Here is a 4075-nt window from a genome sequence, read left to right on the forward strand (position 1 = left end):
TGCTGGTGCTCGACGCGTCCGCCTCGATGTCGGTCCACTACGCGAGCGGCGCGGTCGCCGACGTCGTCGAACGTGCGGCGGCCGCCGCCCTGGCACTCGGCTCCGGCCGCATGCCGGCGTGGACCTTCGCCACCCACCCGGCCCGGCTGCCCGACTGCGCCGTGGACGGCGCCCTGCCCGAGTGGCTGCGGCTGCACGTGCGCGCGGGCCAGTTGGCGCTGCTGGGCAGGCCGCGGCGGCGCGCCCGGGGCCTGCACCCCGACCAGGTCGACATGCGCTGCGTGGGCGTGCGCAACGAGGAGCAGAGGGCGATCGCCCAGGTGCGGGCGTACGTACGCGAACAGCCCGCGCCGGGCCCGACGTTCGTCGTCTTCCTGACGGGCGGCGGCGTCCGCCGCGGCGCGGAGATCGGGCGGCAGTTGGCCGAGGGTGCCGGGGAGCCGGTGTTCTGGCAGTTCGTCGGACTCGGCCACGAGGCGGCCGGCGGCGTGCTCCCGCACCTCGGGACGCAGGAGAGCGGACGCGTCGCCAACACGGGCTTCCTCGTGCTGGAGGACGTGGCCCGTACGTCGGACGCGGAGCTGTACGACCGGCTGCTGAGCATGTTCCCGGCCTGGCTGGACTCGGCCCGGCGGGCCGGCGTCGTCGACTGAGGCGGGCCCCGCGCCCGCCGGGCCGCACGCGGCGCGGCGGGCGCCGGCGTGCCGTACGACCCCGCGCCGCTGCCGGTGCGACGCACGTCCCTGCCGCACTGTCGATGTGACGTGCACTCTGCCGTGCTGTCGGTGTGACGTGCACCCTGCCGCACTGCCGGTGTGACGCACGCCGCTGCCGCACTGTCGATGTGACGTGCGCCCTGCCGTGCTGTCGGTGTGACGTGCGCTCCCCGTGCGCTGTCGATGTGACGTACGGCTCAGCGCCTCGCACTGCCGGTGTGACGTGCGGATCCCCCCGTACGGCCGGTGCGACGCGCGACTCGGCGCCTCGCGCCGCCGGTGCGATGCCCCGTCCCGGGGGACTGTGCGGCACGCGCTGACGGTCGGGGCGCCGGCGGGACCGTGACGTCCGCCACAACCGGGGGCAGGGGGGTGACCCGCACCCGTCGAGGCCGTCGCGGAGGCCCTCGGTGGCCAGGACGCGCGCAGACGCCGGGGCCGGGACGCGCCGCAGGCCCGTCAGTATGCCTGACGGGCCCGCGGAGGGCCGACGGGCCCGCCGGTGTGTCCGGCGGGCCCGTCAGTGGTGCTGCGTGTGCCAGTGGCGCCTGCGCGCGTGGCGTGGGTCGGTCAGTACGGGCCGTTGACGTTGTCGATCGAACCGTAGACCGCGGCGGCGTAGTTGCACGCGGCGGTGATGTTCGCGACCGGGTTGTACGGGTCCATCGAGGTGCCCGACACGTGGTAGGTGAGGAAGGTGGGGTCGATCACCTGGAGCAGGCCCTTGGACGGGGTGCCCTTGGCCGCGTTGGAGTCCCAGTTGTTGATCGCCATCGGGTTGCCGGACGACTCCCGCATGACGTTGCGGTAGATGCCGTTGTAGGTGCCGGGGATCCCGTGCTGGGCCATGATGTCCAGCGACTGGCGGATCCAGCCGTCGAGGTTGTCCGCGTAGACCGGGGCGGCGGCCTTGACCGGGGCGGCCGTCTTGACCGCGGTGGTCTTCGCCGTGTCCTGGGTGTGGATCACGGTCTTGTGGGCGGAGCCGTTGGAGGCACCGCTCGCCGCGCCGGTGTGGCGGGCGACCGGGGTGTACTTGCCGTGCAGGTCGAGCTTCAGGCCCGGGTGGATCAGCGACGGGTTGGACCCGACCGCCTCGCGGTTGGTGTGGTACAGCCGCTCCCAGCCGCCGCGGAGCTTGTGGTCGGAGGCGATCTTCGAGAGCGAGTCGCCGGGGACGACGGTGTACGGGGAGTCGACGGCCTTCGTGGAGGCCGTGCGGACCTGCGCGGGGGCCTTCACGGCCTGGTGCGCCACGGACTGGGCGACCGGTGCGGCAGTGGCACCGGCGGCGGTCAGCAGAGGTACGGCGATCACCGCACCGCCCACGCCTGCGACCATGAGGCCGCGGGTCAGCGATCGGGGCATGGGACGACGGTGGCTGGCCTTTTTGGGCATGCTGAGTTCCTCTCCGTCGCCTGCGAGGTGAGCTGTCGGGTTCGGGCTGGAGATGCCCGGCCGCACGGATGCGGCTTGACCCCTAGCCGGTCCGCTTTCGCGGCTCGGCGACTTACCTGGGTCCCCCGCTCCTGCCGTATGGATGGGGTGAATGGTTGAGGTATCCGGACAGCGGCAGGATTCGGCGGTCTGTCCGGAATGACGAGAACGTAAGCGAAGACCTCACGGGGAAACAAGTTCGGAATTCGCTCAGCTATCCAACGAACGCTGACAGCGAGGAACAAACGGATCACTCGGCAGGCTTATGGAAACCCAACAGGCCCCGCACAGCGGCGAAATGGCCCGGCCTCCGGAGTTCACGATCCGACGCTTTGGTGACACACATCACGGAGAAGCCGGGCAACCCTCCAGCACAACACCCGCCAGAGAGCAACAAGTTACCCGAACACCCCAGAGGGGAGTTTCGGGATTAAGATGACCAAATCGCCCATAAGGTCACTTGTGATCAAGCGCGCCCGAGGAGCGCGGAGTGAGGTGAGGTCAGCGGTTCAGCAGTGCCGCACACGGCGTCCGCGACGCCTTTCGCCCACCCCTGGGTCCACCTGCCGAGGGTCCGGGTCCCTTTTCCGCGGCCGACTCCGGCCTCTCCATCTCGCGAACCGTTCCCCGCGTTCGTCCGGCTCCCCCTTCCTTTCCGCCGCGCCGCAACTCGCCCACCCGTTCACGATCACGCCCGCCGGCCCGCTCCCGGCATTGCGTGAATGGAATCGATCAGCGCGAAAAAGCGCGTCCGGCCCGGGCCGCCAATTCGCCCCTGAATTCTGACAGGCAATCACCATGCTTTCGGCGAAGAGGAATCGGAAAGGGCGGTCGGGCGGCCTTCTCCCGGGGCCGCCCGCCGCGTTCCTCCCAAACGCGCCCGCGCGAGGGGGACATGGCTCAGCCCGCCGTCTCCCGGCACCAGGCGAGTGCGAGCAGCAGTTCCGCGCGGACGGCCGCGTCGGACAGGTCGGCGCCCAGCAGCCGCTCCGCGCGCCGGACGCGGTGCCGGACGCTGTTGCGGTGCAGCCCGGTGACCCGGGCGGTGCGGTCCCAGCCGCCGTGGCACCCGAGCCAGACCCGCAGCACTTCGGTCAGTCCCGGCGCCGGCCCGTCGCCGCTCTCCGGCCCCTCCCCGCTCTCCGGCCCGTCGCGGGTCTCCGGCGCGTCGAGCAGGGGCGCCAGCGTCCGCCGGGCCCAGGCCGCCGCCCGGTCGGGGTCGACCGCAGCGCCGACACCGAGTCCGCTGTCCTCCCCGACCACGGGGCGGCCGGCGGCGGTGGCCCGGCGCAGCAGCAACTCGGCCTCGCGCTCGGCGGTCGGCAGCAGTTCCGGCGGTACGGGCCGGCTCGCGACCGCCAGCCAACCACCCTGCTCACGAAGCCGGTTGAGCTCCTCAAGGCCGGTGGCGGCGGAGACGACACCGCGCAGCGTGTCCCACTCGCCGGTGGCCGCCCCCTCGTCCACATCGGCGAGCGGTCCCGGCAGCGGGGCCCGCCGGCCCTCCGTGCGCACGCCGTCCGCGCCCGGGCCGCCCGTGGACGCGCTGCCCGTCCGCTCCCCGCCGGGACGCGTCCCGTCCGCACGCTCCGCCGCGTCCCCGGGGGACGCACCGCCGCCGGAGGGGCGCCGGGCGCGGATCACCCGGGCCCGCGGTGCCGCTCCCGCCGGGTCGCCGGGGGACCCGTCGCCACCGGACTCGCCGCCACCGAGCACGTCGGCCAGCAGATCCTGGGCCCTTCCCGGTATTGCCGGATCGTCGCCGAGCAGCAACAGGGCTGCCAGCGCGCCCTGTTGGCTCCCGCGCTGCTCCGTGTGCGCGAGCAGGCCGAGCAGGCCTGCCGCCAGGGCTCCCGCGCCGCGCCCGGTGGCGGAGGGCGGCTCTTCGCCGCCGATCAGCAGGACCGGCGGGCGCGCCGCCG

3 protein-coding genes and 1 riboswitch are annotated in these 4075 nt (G+C 73.4%); of the genes, 1 reads left to right on the plus strand and 2 read right to left on the minus strand.

Going from position 1 to position 4075, the window contains the following annotated elements; all coding sequences use genetic code 11:
• On the plus strand, positions 1-653 hold a 653-nt coding region (locus L1885_RS24795; RefSeq protein WP_235799403.1), incomplete at its 5' end, for a VWA domain-containing protein.
• Positions 654-1286: 633 nt separating this feature from the next.
• Here the strand turns inward: L1885_RS24795 and L1885_RS24800 are convergent.
• The gene (locus L1885_RS24800) at positions 1287-2114 is read right to left on the minus strand and encodes a transglycosylase SLT domain-containing protein (protein WP_235799404.1); all 828 of its coding nucleotides are present in this window, start codon (positions 2112-2114) and stop codon (positions 1287-1289) included.
• Between the two features lie 2 nt (positions 2115-2116).
• A riboswitch (cyclic di-AMP (ydaO/yuaA leader) is annotated at positions 2117-2274 on the minus strand.
• Positions 2275-3053: 779 nt separating this feature from the next.
• Positions 3054-4075: PucR family transcriptional regulator (locus L1885_RS24805; RefSeq protein ID WP_235799405.1), on the minus strand; the 1022-nt coding region annotated here is incomplete at its 5' end.

The sequence above is a fragment of the Streptomyces fuscigenes genome (assembly GCF_021556455.1).
Taxonomy (GTDB): Bacteria; Actinomycetota; Actinomycetes; order Streptomycetales; family Streptomycetaceae; genus Streptomyces; species Streptomyces fuscigenes.